This is a genomic window from Dickeya lacustris (assembly GCF_029635795.1).
Taxonomy (GTDB): Bacteria; Pseudomonadota; Gammaproteobacteria; order Enterobacterales; family Enterobacteriaceae; genus Dickeya; species Dickeya lacustris.
Genome location: NZ_CP114280.1, coordinates 1,447,417 through 1,466,540, shown reverse-complemented (window position 1 = coordinate 1,466,540; position 19,124 = coordinate 1,447,417). Strand labels below are relative to the sequence as shown.

At 52.6% G+C, this 19,124-nt stretch carries 20 protein-coding genes; 19 read left to right on the top strand and 1 reads right to left on the bottom strand.

Annotation, left to right across the window (positions count from 1 at the left end; translation table 11 throughout):
• Window positions 1–78 precede the first annotated feature (78 nt).
• The 9 genes from O1Q98_RS06525 (at window position 79) to sseB (ending at window position 7,759) form a co-directional block, all read left to right on the top strand.
• A complete protein-coding gene (locus tag O1Q98_RS06525; RefSeq protein ID WP_125260304.1) occupies window positions 79–1,293 on the top strand; it encodes an IscS subfamily cysteine desulfurase in 1,215 nt (404 codons plus the stop codon).
• A gap of 24 nt (window positions 1,294–1,317) precedes the next feature.
• Entirely contained in the window at window positions 1,318–1,704 is a 387-nt protein-coding gene (gene iscU, locus O1Q98_RS06520; protein ID WP_125260303.1) for a Fe-S cluster assembly scaffold IscU, read from the top strand.
• 26 nt (window positions 1,705–1,730) lie between these two features.
• Complete coding sequence (gene iscA, locus O1Q98_RS06515) at window positions 1,731–2,054, top strand: iron-sulfur cluster assembly protein IscA (protein ID WP_125260302.1); 324 nt, start codon at window positions 1,731–1,733, stop codon at window positions 2,052–2,054.
• Window positions 2,055–2,305: 251 nt separating this feature from the next.
• Window positions 2,306–2,824, top strand: a complete 519-nt coding sequence (hscB, locus tag O1Q98_RS06510) for a co-chaperone HscB (protein ID WP_125260301.1) — start codon at window positions 2,306–2,308, stop codon at window positions 2,822–2,824.
• Between the two features lie 193 nt (window positions 2,825–3,017).
• Window positions 3,018–4,868, top strand: a complete 1,851-nt coding sequence (gene hscA, locus O1Q98_RS06505; RefSeq protein ID WP_125260300.1) for a Fe-S protein assembly chaperone HscA — start codon at window positions 3,018–3,020, stop codon at window positions 4,866–4,868.
• Window position 4,869: 1 nt separating this feature from the next.
• On the top strand, window positions 4,870–5,205 hold the full coding sequence (gene fdx / locus O1Q98_RS06500; RefSeq protein ID WP_035343545.1) for an ISC system 2Fe-2S type ferredoxin: 336 nt from the start codon (window positions 4,870–4,872) through the stop codon (window positions 5,203–5,205).
• Window positions 5,206–5,217: 12 nt separating this feature from the next.
• Window positions 5,218–5,418 carry a Fe-S cluster assembly protein IscX gene (iscX, locus tag O1Q98_RS06495; RefSeq protein ID WP_125260299.1) on the top strand — a complete coding sequence of 67 codons (201 nt, stop codon included), beginning with the start codon at window positions 5,218–5,220 and terminating at the stop codon, window positions 5,416–5,418.
• A gap of 99 nt (window positions 5,419–5,517) precedes the next feature.
• Window positions 5,518–6,813, top strand: coding sequence for an aminopeptidase PepB (pepB, locus tag O1Q98_RS06490; RefSeq protein WP_125260298.1), 1,296 nt, complete (start codon window positions 5,518–5,520; stop codon window positions 6,811–6,813).
• Window positions 6,814–6,961: 148 nt separating this feature from the next.
• Complete coding sequence (gene sseB, locus O1Q98_RS06485) at window positions 6,962–7,759, top strand: enhanced serine sensitivity protein SseB (protein WP_125260297.1); 798 nt, start codon at window positions 6,962–6,964, stop codon at window positions 7,757–7,759.
• Window positions 7,760–7,799: 40 nt separating this feature from the next.
• On the opposite strand, the gene sseA is transcribed toward sseB, so the two are convergent.
• The gene (gene sseA / locus O1Q98_RS06480) at window positions 7,800–8,651 is read right to left on the bottom strand and encodes a 3-mercaptopyruvate sulfurtransferase (RefSeq protein ID WP_125260296.1); all 852 of its coding nucleotides are present in this window, start codon (window positions 8,649–8,651) and stop codon (window positions 7,800–7,802) included.
• Window positions 8,652–9,041: 390 nt separating this feature from the next.
• On the opposite strand from sseA, the gene ndk reads away from it, so the two are divergent.
• From ndk to O1Q98_RS06430, 10 genes are all read left to right on the top strand, one after another.
• Window positions 9,042–9,473, top strand: coding sequence for a nucleoside-diphosphate kinase (gene ndk, locus O1Q98_RS06475; protein ID WP_125260390.1), 432 nt, complete (start codon window positions 9,042–9,044; stop codon window positions 9,471–9,473).
• A 177-nt stretch (window positions 9,474–9,650) separates the two neighbouring features.
• A complete protein-coding gene (rlmN, locus tag O1Q98_RS06470; RefSeq protein ID WP_205744279.1) occupies window positions 9,651–10,829 on the top strand; it encodes a dual-specificity RNA methyltransferase RlmN in 1,179 nt (392 codons plus the stop codon).
• 222 nt (window positions 10,830–11,051) lie between these two features.
• A complete protein-coding gene (gene pilW / locus O1Q98_RS06465) occupies window positions 11,052–11,810 on the top strand; it encodes a type IV pilus biogenesis/stability protein PilW (protein ID WP_269975705.1) in 759 nt (252 codons plus the stop codon).
• Window positions 11,800–12,762 (top strand): cytoskeleton protein RodZ, encoded by a 963-nt coding sequence (gene rodZ, locus O1Q98_RS06460; protein ID WP_125260295.1) that lies wholly within the window; start codon window positions 11,800–11,802, stop codon window positions 12,760–12,762. The genes pilW and rodZ overlap by 11 nt, the downstream gene beginning before the upstream one ends.
• Before the next feature lie 32 nt (window positions 12,763–12,794).
• A complete protein-coding gene (gene ispG / locus O1Q98_RS06455) occupies window positions 12,795–13,916 on the top strand; it encodes a flavodoxin-dependent (E)-4-hydroxy-3-methylbut-2-enyl-diphosphate synthase (protein WP_125260294.1) in 1,122 nt (373 codons plus the stop codon).
• 170 nt (window positions 13,917–14,086) lie between these two features.
• Window positions 14,087–15,361, top strand: a complete 1,275-nt coding sequence (gene hisS, locus O1Q98_RS06450; protein ID WP_125260293.1) for a histidine--tRNA ligase — start codon at window positions 14,087–14,089, stop codon at window positions 15,359–15,361.
• Window positions 15,362–15,374: 13 nt separating this feature from the next.
• Window positions 15,375–15,995 carry a YfgM family protein gene (locus O1Q98_RS06445; RefSeq protein ID WP_125260292.1) on the top strand — a complete coding sequence of 207 codons (621 nt, stop codon included), beginning with the start codon at window positions 15,375–15,377 and terminating at the stop codon, window positions 15,993–15,995.
• Window positions 15,996–16,005: 10 nt separating this feature from the next.
• On the top strand, window positions 16,006–17,187 hold the full coding sequence (gene bamB / locus O1Q98_RS06440; protein ID WP_125260291.1) for an outer membrane protein assembly factor BamB: 1,182 nt from the start codon (window positions 16,006–16,008) through the stop codon (window positions 17,185–17,187).
• 130 nt (window positions 17,188–17,317) lie between these two features.
• The gene (gene der, locus O1Q98_RS06435; protein WP_125260290.1) at window positions 17,318–18,811 is read left to right on the top strand and encodes a ribosome biogenesis GTPase Der; all 1,494 of its coding nucleotides are present in this window, start codon (window positions 17,318–17,320) and stop codon (window positions 18,809–18,811) included.
• A gap of 68 nt (window positions 18,812–18,879) precedes the next feature.
• Complete coding sequence (locus tag O1Q98_RS06430) at window positions 18,880–19,116, top strand: zinc ribbon domain-containing protein (RefSeq protein WP_125260289.1); 237 nt, start codon at window positions 18,880–18,882, stop codon at window positions 19,114–19,116.
• Window positions 19,117–19,124: the final 8 nt, after the last annotated feature.

Genomic DNA, 19,124 nt, shown 5'->3' with positions numbered 1-19,124 from the left:
ACGAAGTCTTGCGTGCCGAACGAAATAAAGAACAAAACGCCTTGAACGTTTTGATGTGATGTACGGAGTTTAAGAGCAATGAAGTTACCCATTTATCTGGATTATTCTGCTACTACGCCGGTTGACCCGCGTGTAGCGGAAAAAATGATGCAGTGTCTAACGCTGGATGGCACTTTTGGCAACCCGGCTTCCCGTTCCCACCGTTTTGGCTGGCAGGCGGAAGAGGCGGTTGATATCGCACGTAATCAGATAGCCGAACTGGTTGGTGCCGATCCGCGTGAGATAGTCTTCACGTCTGGAGCGACCGAGTCTGATAACTTGGCTATCAAGGGTGTGGCCAATTTCTATCAGAAGAAAGGCAAACACATCATCACCAGCAAAACTGAACACAAAGCCGTGTTGGATACTTGCCGCCAGTTAGAGCGTGAAGGCTTTGAGGTGACGTATCTGGCGCCACAGCGTAACGGCATTATCTCGTTGACTGAGCTGGAAGCGGCTATGCGTGAAGACACAATTCTTGTGTCTATTATGCATGTTAACAATGAGATAGGTGTGGTGCAGGACATTGCCACTATCGGTGAAATGTGCCGTAGCCGTGGCATTGTTTTCCATGTTGATGCGACCCAGAGCGTTGGTAAACTGCCTATTGATCTCAGCCAACTGAAAGTTGATCTGATGTCTTTCTCCGGCCACAAAATTTATGGCCCGAAAGGGATTGGCGCGCTCTATGTTCGCCGTAAACCACGCATACGTATTGAAGCGCAAATGCATGGCGGTGGTCACGAACGCGGCATGCGTTCAGGAACCTTGCCTGTACACCAAATTGTGGGAATGGGCGAAGCGTATCGCATTGCCAGGGACGAAATGGCGCAAGAATCTGCGCGTTTGCGTGCCCTTCGCGATCGGTTGTGGCATGGCATCAACGATATTGAAGAAGTGTACCTGAATGGTGATCTGGAACAGGGCGTGCCAAACATTCTCAACGTCAGCTTCAACTATGTTGAAGGCGAATCGTTGATCATGGCACTAAAAGATCTGGCAGTTTCTTCCGGTTCGGCCTGTACCTCAGCCAGCCTGGAACCTTCCTATGTGTTGCGAGCGCTGGGAATGAGCGATGAACTGGCCCACAGTTCAATTCGTTTCTCACTGGGTCGCTTCACCACTGAAGAAGAAATTGACTACACCATCGATCTGGTTCGTAAATCCATTGGCCGTCTGCGTGATCTTTCCCCACTGTGGGAGATGTTCAAATCCGGCGTGGATATCAACAGCATCGAATGGGCGCATCATTAATTCGCAAGAATCAGGACACATATTATGGCTTACAGCGAAAAAGTAATTGATCACTATGAAAATCCGCGCAATGTCGGTTCGTTCGACTCATCCGATCCGAATATCGGTAGCGGCATGGTGGGAGCGCCAGCATGTGGCGACGTAATGAAGTTACAGATCAAAGTGAACGAGCAGGGCATCATTGAAGATGCGCGTTTTAAGACTTACGGCTGTGGTTCGGCGATTGCTTCAAGCTCACTGGTGACGGAGTGGGTGAAAGGGAAAAGCCTGAACGAAGCGGAATCCATCAAAAACACACAAATTGCTGAAGAACTAGAATTACCGCCAGTGAAGATTCACTGCTCTATTCTGGCTGAAGATGCTATCAAAGCAGCGATTGCCGATTATAAAAGCAAACGCAGCGACAAATAACAGACAGACGAATTAGAGGTTTTGGTATGTCGATTACCCTGAGCGACAGCGCTGCGCAACGCGTCAACGCCTTTATGGCCAACCGTGGCAAAGGCGTCGGCCTGCGTCTGGGTGTGAGAACGTCCGGCTGTTCCGGTATGGCGTATGTACTGGAATTTGTTGATGAATTAAACGCTGATGATGTGGTGTTTGAAGACAAAGGCGTGAAGGTCATTATTGATGGTAAGAGTCTGGTCTATCTTGATGGCACGCAGTTGGATTTCGTCAAGGAAGGTCTGAACGAAGGCTTTAAATTCAATAACCCGAACGTTTCCAGCGAGTGTGGTTGCGGCGAAAGCTTTAATGTTTAACCGCAAGAATATCTAACCGCACGAATGTTTAATCGCACGGATTGATCACTGACGTTTTGCCGTGCCAGCCTCGCTGTTTTCACGACGGTGAAGCTGGTTTGACGGCTGGTAAACGTAACGTGTTGACACGATGTTCGCTGCGTTATTTGCATTTGCGCTGTTGGGGCGGTACAGATGCTGTGCCGCTTTATACAGCGTTGAAAGATAACGTGGCGGGCTCGCCTCGCTTGTCTGTAAACCCAGAGCGCATTATGGATTATTTTACTTTATTCGGGCTGCCAATTCGCTACAACGTGGATGGCAGCCTGCTTGCTTCCCGCTTTCAGGAATTGCAACGCCAGTTCCACCCTGACCGATTCGCTTCAAGCCCGGAGCGCGAGCGAATGCTGGCATTACAGCAGGCTGCGACTATCAATAACGCATATCAAACGCTGAAACATCCACTGAAACGCGCAGAGTATATGCTATCTTTGCACGGTTTTGATTTAGGTAATGAACAGCATACGTTGCATGATACTGCTTTTCTGATGGCGCAAATGGAACTACGCGAAGAGCTGGATGATATCGAACGTCGCCCTGATGCCGAGGCTGCGCTATCGGCGTTTGAGAAGCGCCTGCAAGCCATGATACGCGAACGCAGCGAACAGATGCAGTCAGCGCTTGATGCAATGGATTGGCCAAATGCAGCCGATATGGTGCGTAAACTGCGCTTTTTTGATCGGCTTCGTCAACAAGTTGAACAACTTGAAGAGCAGTGGCTGGAGCGATAAGTGTGCGCGCAGTGATGCTCTGAGTCATGCAACCGTTGCCGAATAAGCGATATACCATACAAAACGATTTACTATACAAGACATTACGCCAATATCATTTACGCCAATACAGTTTGGCGAAAGCCTGTTGATGTGACACCACCCCGGTGGACATGCGATAGACAGGCTTTCTGCTAATGGATGGAAGCTCAATATGGCCTTATTACAAATCAGCGAACCCGGGCTGAGTGCCGCCCCGCATCAGCATCGTCTGGCGGTGGGAATTGATCTGGGCACGACGCACTCTCTGGTCGCGACGGTGCGTAGCGGTGAAGCTCAAACTTTGCCTGACCATGACGGGCGTCATTTGTTGCCATCGGTCGTGCATTACGGCGCGGACGGGCAGCAGGTGGGCTGGCAGGCGCGTCAGCAGGCGGTGGTCGATCCGGTGAACACCATCAGTTCGGTTAAACGATTAATGGGGCGCTCGCTGGCTGACATTCAACAGCGCTATCCTCATCTGCCCTATCAGTTTGACGCCAGCGACAATGGCTCGCCGGTATTGCAGACTGCAGCCGGCCCGCGTAACCCGATTCAGGTGTCAGCCGATATTCTGACCGCGCTGACCGAGCGTGCCGAGGCGGCACTCAACGGCTTGCCTGATGGCGTTGTGATTACGGTTCCCGCTTATTTTGATGATGCCCAACGCCAGGGCACAAAAGACGCTGCGCGGCTGGCCGGGCTGCATGTGCTGCGCTTGCTCAATGAGCCGACGGCGGCGGCGATAGCGTACGGTCTGGACTCTGGTCAGGAAGGGGTCATTGCGGTTTATGACCTGGGTGGCGGTACGTTTGATATTTCGATTTTACGTCTAAGCCGTGGGGTGTTCGAAGTGCTGGCCACTGGCGGTGATTCAGCGCTTGGCGGCGATGACTTTGATAATCTGGTGGTTGAGTGGATTCGTGAGCAGGCCGGGATTACCGAGCGTGGCGATCATCAGCTACAGCAAGCGCTGCTCAATACGGCCATAGACACGAAAATTGCGCTAAGTGATGCCCCGCGCGTAGCGATAGCTGTCGCTGGCTGGCAAGGCGAAATGAGCCGTGAACAGTTCAATGCATTAATCGCGCCGCTGGTAAAACGTACCTTGCTGTCTTGCCGTCGCACGTTAAAAGATGCCGGTGTCGATGCCGATGAGGTCAAAGAGGTGGTGATGGTCGGTGGCTCGACCCGTGTGCCGCTGGTACGTGAGCAGGTCGGCGAATTCTTTGGTCGCACACCGCTTACTGCCATTGACCCAGACAGAGTAGTGGCTATCGGCGCGGCGATTCAGGCTGATATTTTGGTGGGGAATAAGCCTGACAGCGAGATGCTGCTGCTGGATGTGATTCCACTCTCTCTTGGATTGGAAACCATGGGCGGGCTGGTGGAAAAAGTGATTCCCCGCAACACCACGATTCCAGTGGCGCGGGCTCAGGAATTCACCACCTTCAAAGACGGGCAGACCGCCATGATGATTCACGTTTTACAAGGTGAACGTGAGTTGGTGCAAGACTGTCGTTCTTTGGGGCGTTTTACTTTGCGCGGTATTCCTGCGATGCCGGCAGGCGGCGCGCACATCAGAGTGACATTTCAGGTTGATGCGGATGGGCTACTGAGCGTGACGGCGATGGAGAAATCCACCGGTGTGGAAGCGTCGATTACCGTCAAACCCTCCTATGGATTGAGCGATGATGAAATCGCCACCATGATTAAAGATTCGATGCAGAATGCGCAGCATGATGTCGGCGCACGTATGCTGGCGGAGCAACGGGTGGAGGCTGCCCGGGTGCTGGAAAGCCTTGGCAGCGCGCTGGCATCAGATGCTGCATTATTAAGTGAACAAGAGCGGGCGGCGATTGATGCTGCCAGCCTGCAACTACAGCAGGCCGCACAGGGAACGGATGCTTCAGCCATTGAAGCAGCGATTAAAACATTAGACCAACAAACCCAGGAATTTGCGGCCCGTCGTATGGATGAGTCCATTCGGCGTGCGCTGGCGGGTCATTCTGTGGACGAGGTATAACATGCCCAAGATTGTTTTTCTGCCGCATCAGGATTTGTGTCCGCAAGGCGCGGTGCTGGAAGCGAAGCGTGGTGAAACCATTCTGGATGTCGCACTGCGCAATGGTATTGAAATTGAGCACGCGTGTGAAAAATCCTGCGCTTGTACAACCTGCCACTGTATTGTCCGCGAAGGATTTGATTCATTGGCGGAAAGTACCGAAGATGAAGATGATATGCTGGATAAAGCCTGGGGTCTGGAGCCGGAAAGCCGTCTGGGATGTCAGGCGCGCGTTACCGATGAAGATCTGGTGGTAGAGATTCCTCGCTACACCATTAACCATGCACGCGAACATTAATCGGAGTCATCTATGGGACTGAAATGGACTGATAGCCGCGAAATCGGTGAAGCGCTGTACGATCTTTATCCTGAGATTGACCCGAAAACGGTACGTTTTACCGATCTGCACCGCTGGATTTGTGAACTGGATGAGTTTGACGATGAGCCAGAAGCATCAAACGAAAAAATTCTCGAAGCTATCCTGTTAGTGTGGCTTGACGAAGCGGAGTAAATCGGGTGAACGGGGCTACCTTGCGGTGGCCCGTTTTCTCTTTTTTATCATAGCGATAATGGGTTAGTGCAACATAAGCAGACCCTTTATGGAGTAGATATGACAACTGAAGCGATGCTGATTACCCTTTCTCATCAGCCAGCGGACGCCCGCTGGGGTGAAAAAGCCGCATTAACGGCGAATGAGCAGGGGTTCACTATTCACCTGTCTGGCGAAAAACCGCAGGCCATCATTCAGCGTGCCGCCCGTAAACTGGATGGGCAGGGGATTCGGCATGTCAAACTGGCAGGAGAAGGCTGGAACCTGGAGCATAGCTGGGCTTTCTGGCAGGGGTTCCGTGGGCCGAAAGGCAAGCGCACTGTGGAGTGGGCAACGCTGGCGGATGATCAACAGCAAGAGCTGCAACACCGTTTGAAGATTGTTGATTGGGTGCGCGACACCATCAATTTGCCTGCCGAGGATCTTGGCCCTGAGCAGCTGGCCACTCGCGCGATTGACTTGCTGTGCAGCGTTGCAGGCGAAGCCATCTCTTACCGCATCACCAAAGGTGAAGACTTACGCGAGCAAAACTATAGCGGGTTGCATACTGTCGGGCGTGGTTCTGAGCGTCAACCTGTCTTGCTGGCGCTTGATTTTAACCCCACCGGCAAGGCGGATGCGCCGGTACTGGCGTGTCTGGTCGGTAAAGGCATTACGTTCGATTCCGGTGGCTATAGCCTGAAAGGAAGTAGCTTCATGGACTCCATGAAGTCTGATATGGGCGGTGCGGCGCTGGTAACGGGCGCACTGGCGCTGGCCGCCGCACGCGGGCTGAAACAGCGGGTCAAACTGTATCTGTGCTGTGCGGACAATATGGTCAGTGGCAATGCGTTCCGCCTGGGTGACATCATCCGTTATCGCAACGGAAAAACCGTAGAAGTCATGAACACGGATGCCGAAGGGCGACTGGTGCTGGCTGATGGGCTGATCGATGCGTCTGAGCAAAACCCACAGTGGTTGATTGATTGTGCGACGCTGACCGGTGCAGCCAAAACCGCGCTCGGCAACGATTATCACGCACTGTTCAGCTTCGATGATGCGATGATTGACTCTCTGATGCAAAGCGCGCGTCGCGAAGGCGAACCCTTCTGGCGCTTGCCGCTGGAAGAGTTCCATCGCCAGCATTTACCATCGAATTTCGCCGAGTTGAATAACGTCGCAGGTGCGGCCCACACTGCCGGTGCCAGCACAGCGGCGGCGTTCCTGTCGCATTTTGTGAAACATTATCAGCAAGGTTGGCTGCACATTGACTGTTCGGCGACTTATCGCAAGTCGGCGGTGGAACAATGGGCGGCAGGCGCGACGGGAGTTGGCGTACGTACGCTGGCGGATTTCTTGTTGAGCAAGGCGGGTTAATTCCCACGCCTGTTATCACAGTGAACAGGGCACTCATGTGCCCTGTTGTTTTATCTGACGGATGCGCCGGATGCCAGGCGGCGGCCAGCAAACGTATGCGGCCTGCTCATTCGTCCTGGCATTGGCGTAATCGATGATGAGGAATACGATGGAGTTTTCACCCCAAAACCGACTGGAAGAGGTACTGGTGCAGGCGACTTCGGAACCCGCGCACCGGCCTGAGTTTTTTCGAGAATTGCTGGAGGCGACGGTGTATGTACTGGGTCGCAGCGAAGAGGAGATTTTAACGGAACCCCGTTTGCTGGCTGGTAGCGCTTTACAGTTACAACACTGGGAAAAGCCGGATGGCAGCTCTGCGATTGTGTTTTTCTCTTCGCTGGCGGCCTTGCAGCAGGCAGTGGACAGCGAACAGGCGTTTCTGGCGTTGCCTACCCGGACTCTGTTTGAAACTACCCGAGGCGCCACGTTATTTCTCAACCCGAAGTTACCCTACGGTAAAGAGTTTTTACCCCAGGAAATTGACCATCTGCTCGCCAGCGAATCAGGTAATAGTCTGGCGCAACAGCAAATTCTTGATGGTGATGTGGCGTTAAAAATTAGCGTACCCGAAGCGCTGCCCGCGCAAATGACCCACTCGTTGACGGAGCTGTTTAAGAAGCACGGTTACGTGAAGCGCGCGTTTATCGCACATATTCAGGAGCCTGATGAAACCGAACCACATTGGCTGATAGGGCTTGATGCGCAGGGGGATGCGCTAGAGACGCTGATTCAGGAGGCGGGATTGGTTGCAACAGATACTCAGCCGGATGACCGACCGGTGGACTTATGCGTTGTCAGCGAAAATGAACCGGGTATCAGCCATTTTCTGATTCGCCATACCACGCCGTTTTATGAGCGTAAGTGGGGAAGTTTCCTGCGCGATTTTAAAAATAACGCACCAGCGTAAATAGGGGCACAGGGATTATCTCTGTGCCCACAATCAGTGATTATGCCGTTGCGATGGGGAGATCATGGCGAGCGCCCCATTCGCTCCATGAACCATCGTACAGCGAGACGCTGGGAGCATTAAGAGCGTATAGCGCCAATATCACGACCGAGGCCGTAACGCCGGAACCACAGCTGGCGATAATCGGTCGTTGAATATCCACCCCAGCCTGTTCGAATAGGGTTGCCAATTCATGGTTGGGTTTGAGTGCGCCATCGGCGACCAGCACATTCCAGGGAACGTTGAAACTGCCGGGAATGTGGCCGCGCCGCAGCCCCTCGCGGGGTTCATCCGTTTGTCCGAAAAAGCGCGCTGCCGCGCGTGCATCAACGATTTGCTCATTACCGTTTTGGCTAACGGCCAGCACCTCATCCTGTGAGCGTATTGCGCCGTGGGGATAGGGTTGTACCTGAAAAGTTGCTGAAGGGAGGGCGACATCGCCTTGTTGCAGGGGGAAACCTTGCTGCTTCCAGCCTGCCAATCCCCCGCTAAGGAGGGAAACTCTTTGCGCCCCGGCCAGCGTTAACATCCACCAGGCGCGTGGCGCGGAAAAGAGATTGCCTTCGTCGTAAATGATCAGATGTCGGTGTTCACTGAGGCCGAGCTGACTCAGCGCGCGGGCGAAGGTGGCGGCATCAGGCATCATATGTGGCAGCGATGTTTGCTGCTCGGAAAGCCGCTCAATATCAAAAAACACGGCATCCGGCAGGTGTGCAGCCCGGTACTCCGCATAAATATCTCGCGTTTCATCGCCAACTGGCAGCATGCGTGCGTCAACGAGCTGAATATCTTCATCATCAAGATGAGCATTCAACCAGGATGCACTGACAAATAAATCGGCTGATGTAGGCATAAAATCTCCCTTGAGCAGTAAGGCGGTTGTATTCAGTCTGGGGTAGAGGGTCATCAGAATACGCGACTTTGCCATATTCTGGCTGTGTGGTGGCTAAACATTTCTGATGTGAACGCAAGTATTGGCGCAGCATTGCGCTCAGGCCGTCATCACGATTGTTATTGTGTTATGAGCAATCGGGATAATTTTTTTTACGAAAATGTTATTTCCCCGGTGGGAAAGTTGCAGGTGTGCCCCTATAATCTGCGCCACCTTACTGAGGCGCAGAGAGAGTCGCTGCTTGTCTGGTGGATACGCATTACCGAACGCACAGGCGTGGGTAGTCGTCAGTCATCAACGTTCGCGCTCTATAACTTCTGCCATTCTCGAACACTGTTGGATGAGAAAACTATGACGATAGAACGTACCTTTTCCATTATTAAGCCGAATGCTGTTGCTAAAAACGCCATTGGCGCGATTTATGCCCGTTTCGAAAGCGCAGGTTTCACTATCATTGCCTCTAAAATGCTGCACTTAAGCCGCGAGCAGGCCGAAGGTTTTTACGCCGAACATCAAGGCAAACCGTTTTTCGATGGCCTGGTCGATTTCATGACTTCCGGCCCTATCATGGTACAGGTGTTGCAGGCAGAAAATGCTGTGCAGCGTAACCGCGATATCATGGGTGCAACCAATCCGGCGAATGCGCTGGCGGGTACGCTGCGTGCCGATTATGCAGACAGCTTTACGGCAAACGCGGTGCACGGGTCTGATTCTGTTGAATCAGCCGAGCGTGAAATTGCGTATTTCTTTAGCGCCGACGAAATTTTTCCGCGCAGCCGTTAATTCAGTGCCCAATCCTGCGCATTCAGTAAAAAATGCGGCTGAAGTAGCGCGGAGATTATAAAATTTGTACAATGCCGCGCCCCGGTTGAGCATGGCTCTGCCGGGGCGTTTCTTTCTGTTATTATCCATCATCCTTTCGCGCCACAACGTGTAACAACGAGGCCATGAGTCAACGCTATGTCAGAGCAAACTGTATCTCCTGCAATCGCCGTGTCCGATGCGATTACTGCTGCCCGTAGCGGCAATCAAAAAATCAACCTGTTGGATTTCAATCGTCAGCAAATGCGCGCGTTTTTTGCCGAACTGGGCGAAAAACCCTTCCGTGCCGATCAGGTGATGAAATGGATTTATCACTACTGCTGTGATGATTTTAACCAAATGACCGACATCAATAAGGTGCTGCGCGGTAAGTTACAAGAAATAGCGGAAATCCGTGCGCCAGACGTGGTGGATGAGCAGCGCTCCTCTGATGGTACGATCAAATGGGCCATTTTAGTCGATGGTCAACGGGTCGAGACGGTATACATCCCAGAGGAAGAGCGCGCCACGCTGTGCGTCTCATCTCAGGTCGGCTGCGCGTTGGAGTGCAAATTTTGCTCAACGGCACAGCAGGGGTTTAACCGAAATCTGCGGGTGTCCGAGATTATCGGCCAGGTGTGGCGTGCGGCTAAAATTATCGGCGCGGCCAAAGTCACCGGTCAGCGTCCTATTACCAATGTCGTGATGATGGGCATGGGAGAGCCGCTACTGAATCTGACCAATGTGGTGCCAGCGATGGAGATCATGTTGGATGATTTCGGTTTTGGCCTCTCTAAGCGCCGGGTGACGCTCTCTACCTCTGGCGTGGTGCCTGCGTTGGATAAGTTGGGTGACATGATTGATGTGGCATTGGCGATATCCTTGCACGCGCCGACGGATGAAATCCGTAATGAAATCATGCCTATCAATAAAAAATATAACATCGAAACCTTCCTGGCGGCTGTGCGACGTTACCTAGATAAATCCAATGCGAATCAGGGACGAGTGACCGTGGAGTATGTGATGCTAGATCACATCAATGACGGAACCGAGCATGCTCATCAACTGGCCGAGTGCCTGAAAGATACGCCATGTAAAATCAACCTGATTCCCTGGAACCCCTTCCCCGGCGCGCCATACGGTCGTAGCTCGAATAGCCGTGTTGACAGATTTTCCAAAGTGCTCATGGAGTATGGTTTTACCACCATTGTGCGTAAGACGCGTGGCGATGATATTGATGCCGCCTGCGGTCAGTTAGCCGGTGAAGTGGTAGACCGAACTAAACGCACGCTCAAGAAAAAAATGCAACGCGATACAATTGCAGTAAAAAGCGTCTGAAACCGATGCCAAATCAGCCTGCTTTCCCATGAAAGCAGGTGATTATTCCCCCTATGGGGCTTATCATACCGCTATGTTTCGGAGTCGGCCTTTCAGTGGGTATCTGCGAGTATCAGCAGACGGCCGCCTGAAAGACTCGGACTGCTGCTAAAACATCGCGTGTGAAACTGCGCTATGCTGTAGCGGCCTCAATCTGCCAGGATGGCATGAAGGGGAGTCAGAATGATAGGGATGTCGTGGCGCGTCGTGCGTTTTAGCCTCGTGAGCGTTGTCTTGATGGCGGCAGGATGTGCGCCGTTCTCATCGACGCCAGCAGGAGCGGGAGCAGCGCAAACGCGCTTACAACTGGGCCTGGAGTATCTGGCTCGCGATCAGGTTGAAGCAGCGCGCGATAATTTGCAGAAAGCAGAACGTCTGGCCCCAACCGATATACCGGTACAACTGGGCATCGCGCTTTATGAGCAGCATGTGGGCGATAATCAGGCAGCGGAAAAACGTTATCAGCACCTGTTGCAGCGCTCGCCCGCAAACGGCAGCGTATTAAATAATTACGGTGCGTTTCTCTGCCGTTTAGGGCAGTATGTAGCGGCGCAACGGCAGTTCGATGCGGCAGCGCAACTTGCTGATTACCATCATGTTGCTGATGCGCTTGAGAATGCAGGGTATTGTTTTCTCAACGCCGGGCGTACAACAGACGCAGCGCAATGGCTTGGTCGTGCGTTGCGATATGAACCGGGTAAAGGAAAACGGCTGCTGGCAGAAGCACGCAGTCGTTTTGATGCCGGGTATTATTGTCAGGCGCAGATGCTCCTGAAGGTTTATCAGCCACGGTTTGCGGCCAGCCCCGAAAGCCTGTGGTTACAGATTCGTTTCGCCGCGCAGGCTAAAAAGCATGACGATGTTGAACGTTATGGCAGGCAGCTGGCGCGAAGTTTTCCACAATCCAAACAGTACCAGCAGTTCTTAGCTAATGAATACTGAAGCCACCCAAGATAATACTGTAGCAACAATAGTGACCCCCGGTGAGCGTTTACGTGATGCGCGTGAGCGTTTAGGACTGACGCAACAGGTTGTTGCAGAGCGGTTGTGCCTAAAGTTATCGACCGTTCGAGAAATAGAGGAAGATAATACTCCTGCTGGCCTTGCGCCTACGTTCCTGCGCGGTTACATCCGTTCTTATGCCCGTCTAGTTCATCTTCCTGAAGAAGAACTGTTGCCGATGCTGGAAAAGCAGGTCGTGCCTAGCCGTGTGGCGAATGTTGCGCCGATGCAGAGTTTGGCGTTGGGCAAAAGCCGTAAAAGGCGCGATGGCTGGTTGATGTTATTTACCTGGCTTATCCTGATTGGGGTGTTAGGGCTGACGGTTGCCTGGTGGTGGCAGAATCATCAAGCCCAGCAGCAGGAAATCAACTCGATGGTGGATCACGCAAACGATCCGCAGAGCCGCAAAAGCGCGCAAGCCGCAGAAGATGTCGAGCCTGTTGATACCGATGACAATGCCCAGGTTGATGCGCCAGCGGCGGGTAATAATGCCGTGGCGACAAATGCGCCAGTGGCATCACCGGTAACGCCTTCTTCTGCCACAGCGCCATCTGCACCAACGGCGGCTGCCTCAGCCGCACCACAGCCTCTGTTAGATCAAGCTGCGACTACGCCAGCCAGTACGGTTGCTCAGGCAACCAACGAGCCCGGTGCTATCTCCTTGCGCTTCAATGCCGATTGCTGGCTGGAAGTGGTTGATGCGACAGGCAAGAAATTATTAAGCGGCGTACAACGTGGCGGATCGGCGCTGAGTTTATCTGGTCAGGCACCTTACCGTTTGAAGATTGGTGCCCCTGGTGCCGTACAGATTGATTTTCAGGGTAAACCGGTAGATCTAAGCCGTTTTGTGAAAAGTCATCAGGTAGCACGTTTGACGTTAACGGCTGAGTGATCTGTCGTACTGGCCATTGTGGAGAAGATGTCATGCATAATCCAGCGCCCATCAACCGCCGAAAATCAACCCGAATCTATGTTGGTAATGTACCGATCGGTGACGGCGCACCGATAGCGGTGCAATCCATGACCAACACCCGCACTACTGATGTTGAAGCCACCGTCAGGCAGATAAAAGCACTAGAGCGGGTAGGGGTGGATATTGTGCGCGTTTCCGTGCCGACCATGGATGCCGCCGAGGCTTTTCGGCTTATCAAACAGCAGGTCAATGTCCCGCTGGTGGCCGATATTCATTTTGATTACCGTATTGCGCTGAAAGTCGCGGAATACGGTGTCGATTGCCTGCGTATTAACCCCGGCAACATTGGCAACGAAGAGCGTATTCGCTCCGTTGTCGATTGTGCGCGCGATAAAAACATCCCGATTCGCATCGGCGTGAATGCCGGGTCGTTAGAAAAAGATTTGCAGGAAAAATATGGTGAGCCGACGCCGCAAGCGCTGCTCGAGTCGGCGATGCGCCATGTCGATATTCTGGATCGCTTGAATTTTCAGACATTTAAAGTCAGTGTCAAGGCATCGGATGTGTTCCTTGCCGTCGAGTCTTATCGCTTGCTGGCCGCCCAGATTCAACAGCCATTACACCTTGGTATTACCGAAGCCGGTGGTGCACGTAGCGGTGCGGTGAAATCAGCTATTGGGCTCGGATTGCTGCTTTCTGAAGGTATTGGCGATACGCTGCGCGTGTCACTGGCCGCAGACCCTGTAGAAGAAGTCAAAGTCGGGTTTGATATTCTGAAATCGCTACGTATTCGCTCCCGTGGTATCAACTTTATCGCCTGCCCAACCTGTTCTCGTCAGGAGTTTGACGTGATAGGCACCGTCAACGCGCTGGAGCAGCGTCTGGAAGACATCATTACACCGATGGATGTATCGATTATCGGCTGTGTTGTGAACGGGCCTGGGGAAGCGCTGGTATCAACACTTGGCGTCACCGGTGGTAACAAGAAAAGCGGTTTCTATGAAGATGGCGTGCGGCAAAAAGAGCGCTTTGACAACGATGATATGATAGCGCAACTGGAAGCGAAGATTCGCGCTAAAGCCGCAATGCTGGACGAGACGCAGCGTATTGCGGTCAATGTTGTAGAGAAATGAAGGCACTGCATAGGTGACGTGCCGAGCGTGCCGGTATCGGCTACAGGGCATGATACAGACGGCAGTACATTGAAGAGACGCGATGGTTGCTCCTATAATCGGGTCTATTTTTTGAAAACACATCATTATGTCGAAAATACACCATTTCGAATAACACATAGAGAATTGACGTGGCAAAGAATATTCAAGCCATCCGTGGCATGAACGACTATCTCCCGGCTGAAACGGCATTGTGGCAGCGTATTGAGGACAACCTGAAACAGGTGCTCCGTGGTTACGGTTATAACGAAATCCGTTTACCGATAGTGGAGCAGACCTCGCTGTTTAAACGCGCGATTGGCGAAGTAACCGACGTGGTCGAAAAAGAGATGTACACGTTTGAAGATCGCAATGGCGACAGCCTGACGCTACGCCCGGAAGGAACTGCAGGGTGTGTACGCGCCGGTATTGAACATGGCATTTTGTATAATCAGGAGCAGCGTCTTTGGTATATCGGGCCCATGTTCCGTCATGAGCGCCCCCAGAAAGGACGTTATCGCCAGTTTCATCAGCTTGGGTGTGAGGTGTTCGGTTTAAAAGGGCCGGATATTGATGCGGAGTTGATTTTGATGACGGCGCGCTGGTGGCGAGCGCTGGGCATTGATCAGCATGTTAGTCTGGAGCTCAACTCGATTGGTTCTCTCGAGGCGCGAGCTCGCTACCGCGAGGCGTTAATTGCTTTTCTCGAACAGCATAAAGATAATCTTGATGAAGACTGCCTGCGCCGAATGTACACCAACCCCCTGCGTGTACTCGACTCTAAAAATGCCCAGGTGCAGGCTTTACTGAATAATGCCCCGGTGCTGACAGATTATCTTGATGATGAGTCCCGCTCACATTTCAATGAATTGTGTGAACTTTTGACCCTCTCCGGTATCCCATATAAGGTCAACTCACGACTGGTTCGCGGGTTGGACTATTACAACCGCACGGTGTTTGAGTGGGTAACGACCAGTCTTGGTTCTCAGGGGACTGTGTGTGGTGGCGGTCGTTACGATGGTATGGTGGAGCAGTTAGGCGGCTCTGCTACACCAGCTGTAGGGTTTGCCATGGGGCTTGAGCGCCTGGTTCTGTTGGTGCAAACCGTTAATCCGACCTTTGCTGCGCAACCGGGTGTGGATGTCTACCTGATTTCATCAGGCAACGGCACTCAGCATGCTGCCATTCAACTGGCGGAGAAAGTGCGTGATGCGTTGCCCCAGCTAAAACTGATGACGAATTACGGTGGCGGTAACTTCAAAAAACAGTTCGCCCGTGCTGATAAGAGCGGTGCTCGCGTGGCGCTGGTACTGGGAGAAAATGAAGTCGCAGCCGGACAGGTCGTAGTGAAAAATCTGGTCACAGGCGAGCAGGAAACCGTGGCTCAAGCAGATGTAGCGGCGCGCCTCGTGGCGTTACTGGATTAAGGAGAAAGTCTGCGTGGAAGTCTATACCACTGAAAACGAACAGATTGATGCACTTCGCCGTTTCTTCATAGAGAACGGAAAAGCATTGGCTATCGGCGTTGTCTTAGGCATTGGCGCACTGGTTGGCTGGCGTTTATGGCAGAACCACCAGGAGAACAGCACGATGGCCGCGTCTGCTGCATATCAGCAGGTTACGGAGTCGTTGTCTGGCGGCACCGCTGAAGGGATAGCATCGGCAGAGCAGTTTGCCGCAGGCGATCATGGTAATTACGGCGCGTTCGCCGCGCTTGCTCTGGCTCATCAGTTTGTTGAGAAAAACGATGTCGCCAAGGCAGAGCAGCAATTGCGTCAGGCCCAAGGGTTGACGAAAGATGGCGACTTGCAGGCATTAATCGCGCTTCGGTTGGCCCGTGTTCAGTTACAGCAAAAAAAACCGGACGATGCGCTAAAGACGCTAGAGGCTATCAAGTCTGAAGGCTGGCTGGCTATGGTGTCGGATGTGCGTGGCGATGTGCTGGTAAGCAAAGGCGACAGCCAGGGCGCACGCGATGCGTACAATAAAGCCATGGCAGCGAAACCCTCCCAGGGATTGCAATCCCTGTTACGTATCAAACTGAATAATCTGCCCAGCTAAGAGGGACTTCATGCAATTGCGTAAAACACTGTTGGTCGGACTGGTTGCTGTCACTCTGCTGAGCGGCTGTTCGCTGTTTGATCGTGAGGAAGATGTTGTCAAAATGTCGCCTCTGCCGCAGGTGAACAATCAGTTTACGCCAACCAAAGTCTGGAGCCGTTCTGTGGGCGGTGGCGTTGGCGAGTTTTACTCGAACTTGCGCCCGGCATGGCAGGACAATCGTGTCTATGCGGCCGATAGACGTGGTACGGTGAAAGCGCTTGATCTCAACAGCGGCGAAGAAAAATGGCGGGCTGATTTATCACAAAAAACCAGTCTGCTGTCCAGCAATACACCGGCCTTGTTATCAGGCGGTGTTTCCGTTTCCGGCAACCATGTCTACGTAGGTAGCGAACGGGCGCAATTGTTTGCGTTAAATGCGGATGATGGCTCTGTGCTCTGGCAAACAAAAGTAGCCGGAGAAGTGTTATCACGCCCGGTGGTCAGCGATGGTGTGGTGCTTGTGCATACCAGCAATGGCATGTTACAGGCACTTGGCGAGTCAGATGGCACCATTAAGTGGACGGTTAATCTTGACATGCCAGCGCTCTCCTTGCGCGGTGAGTCGGCACCGGTTGCCGCGTTCGGTGCGGCTATTGTCGGTGGCGATAATGGCCGAGTCAGCGCGGTGATGATTAATCAGGGGCAGCTGATTTGGCAGCAACGTATTTCTCAGCCTAACGGTGCAACCGAAATCGCACGCCTGAATGACGTTGATACCACGCCGGTAGTTTCGGGTGATGTAGTTTATGCGCTTGGGTATAACGGCAATCTGACCGCGCTTGACCTGCGCTCGGGTCAGATAAGCTGGAAGCGTGAAATTGGCTCGGTGAATGATTTTATCGTTGATGGTTCGCGCATTTATCTGGTGGATCAGGACGATCGTATCGTGGCGTTGAATACCAGCGGTGGTGTGGTTGTCTGGAAGCAGGGTGATTTATTGCACCGCAATCTGACGGCGCCAGTGCTGTATAACGGCTATCTGGTGGCGGGGGATGCCGAAGGTTATCTCCACTGGATTGACACCACTGATGGGCGCTTTGTTTCCCAGCAGAAAGTGGACAGCTCGGGCCTGCTGAGTAAACCAGTAGTGGCCAGCGATAAACTGCTGGTACAAGCGAAAGGCGGTGAGGTTTACGCCTTTACTCGTTAACCCTTTCTGTATTCGGGCAGCCCGCTGCCCTGATAACGGCTCCTGATATTATCAGGGGCCGTTTCGTCTTTTATCATCAGCAGAGGAATCTGCTGTAACAAGTTGAATTATAAGCAATGAGGTTGTAACAATGATACCTGTCGTCGCGCTTGTCGGGCGCCCGAATGTGGGTAAATCCACGCTGTTTAACCGCCTGACGCGCACCCGTGACGCATTGGTGGCGGATTTCCCTGGGCTGACGCGTGACCGCAAGTATGGTCGTGCTGAAGTTGAGGGTAATGAGTTCATCATCATCGATACCGGTGGTATTGATGGTACTGAAGATGGTGTTGAAACCCGAATGGCTGCACAGTCGCTATTGGCGATTGAAGAGGCTGATATCGTGTTGTTTTTGGTGGATGCCCGCGATGGCTTAATGCCTGCTGACCACGCGATTGCCCAGCATCTGCGTACCCGTGAAAAAGATACGTTTTTGGTCGCGAACAAAATCGATGGTATTGATATCGATACGGGGATCGCCGATTTCTACTCGCTCGGCCTGGGTGATGTCTATCCTATTGCCGCATCTCATGGCCGGGGTGTGACCGCGTTGCTGGAGAAGGTACTGTTGCCATTTGCAACAGACCCGCAAGAAGAAGCCCGAGAGCTGACTGAAGAAGAAGCGAATGCGGCTTATTGGGCGGAGCAACTTGGCGAGCATGCAGAAAACGAGGGTGAGGAACCGCAAGATGAAGCCCCGAATTTAGAAGGGCTGCCTATCAAGCTTGCTATTGTCGGGCGGCCAAATGTTGGCAAATCGACGCTGACTAACCGCATCCTCGGTGAAGACCGGGTGGTGGTCTATGATATGCCCGGTACCACTCGCGACAGTATTTATATCCCGATGGAGCGCGATGGGCGTGATTATGTTTTGATTGATACCGCTGGGGTACGTAAGCGCGGAAAAATCACTGATACAGTTGAGAAATTCTCGGTTATCAAGACATTACAGGCGATCGAAGATGCCAACGTGGTGTTGCTGGTCATTGATGCCCGCGAGGGGATTTCCGATCAGGACTTGTCGCTGCTGGGCTTTATCCTCAATTCAGGGCGTTCATTGGCCATCGTCGTGAACAAATGGGATGGCTTATCGCAGGAAGTAAAAGAACAGGTCAAAGAAACACTCGATCTACGTCTTGGCTTTATTGACTTCGCACGCATTCACTTTATTTCAGCACTGCATGGCAGCGGTGTAGGAAACCTGTTTGAGTCGGTAAATGAAGCGTATGAATGTTCGACGCGTCGCGTCGGCACCGCAATGTTGACCCGTATTATGCAAATGGCGGTGGACGATCATCAGCCGCCGCTGGTTCGCGGCCGTCGCGTTAAATTGAAGTATGCACATGCAGGCGGCTATAACCCGCCGATCGTGGTCATCCACGGTAATCAGGTGAAAGATCTTCCCGATTCCTATAAACGTTATCTGATGAATTACTACCGGCGCTCCCTGGATGTGATGGGGACACCGATTCGCATTCAGTTTAAAGAAGGGGAAAACCCGTTTGCCAATAAGCGCAATATGCTGACGCCGAATCAGATGCGTAAACGTAAACGCCTGATGCAGCATATTAAGAAAAGCAAATAATCACTTATTGCAGAGTGACTCGAAGGCGGGAGAAATCCCGCCTTATTGTCGAGTAAAATAGGGAAAACATGATGTTAAGCGAGACCTATTGCCCGGCATGCCAGCAGCCTATGAGCGAAGTGGCCGAGGCGCAGTATCGGTGTGAGGGCTGCAAACGTCAGTATCAGCGGGCGTTGCTGTGCCCTGATTGCGCACAGCCGTTGCAGGTATTGGCTGGCTGTGGCTCAAAAAGCTATTGGTGTGCTAACGGGCATGGCTTGATATCACGCACGCGAATACACGTTCATTATCAGGATCTGGCATAACCGCAATA